Here is a 429-nt window from a genome sequence, read left to right as displayed (position 1 = left end):
GGGCGCCTTCTTCGGAGCCATGGCGTCGGACTTCGGTAACGTGGGTTTCCACTTGCTGGGGCTGGCTATCACCTTCGGCATCATGATCCTCGGCGTGTCCCGGGGCATCGAGAAGGCGAACAAGGTGCTCATGCCCACCTTCTTCGTGCTGTTCGTCATCATCGCCATGCGCGTGGCCACGCTGCCGGGGGCGGAAGCGGGCTATCTGTACCTGCTCGTGCCCCGCTGGGAGGCGCTGCTGAATCCCACTACCTGGGTGTACGCGCTCGGCCAGGCATTCTTCAGCCTGTCGTTGGCCGGCTGCGGCACGCTGGTGTACGGCAGCTACCTGAAGCGAGACGTGGACGTGGTAGACGCGGCGAAGAACGTCGCCATCTTCGACACCATCGCGGGGCTCGTGTCCGCGTGCGTGGTGGTGCCGGCGGTGTT

1 pseudogene is annotated in these 429 nt (G+C 65.0%); it reads left to right on the top strand.

Annotated features, from left to right (window positions below):
• Window positions 1–429, top strand: a pseudogene (locus NE591_RS12560) (sodium-dependent transporter); the annotation flags it as partial.

The organism is Adlercreutzia sp. DFI.6.23 (assembly GCF_024462535.1).
GTDB classification, from domain to species: Bacteria; Actinomycetota; Coriobacteriia; order Coriobacteriales; family Eggerthellaceae; genus Adlercreutzia; species Adlercreutzia rubneri.
The sequence above is the reverse complement of the archived record's forward strand: the minus strand, read 5'-3'. Positions and strand labels throughout refer to the sequence as shown.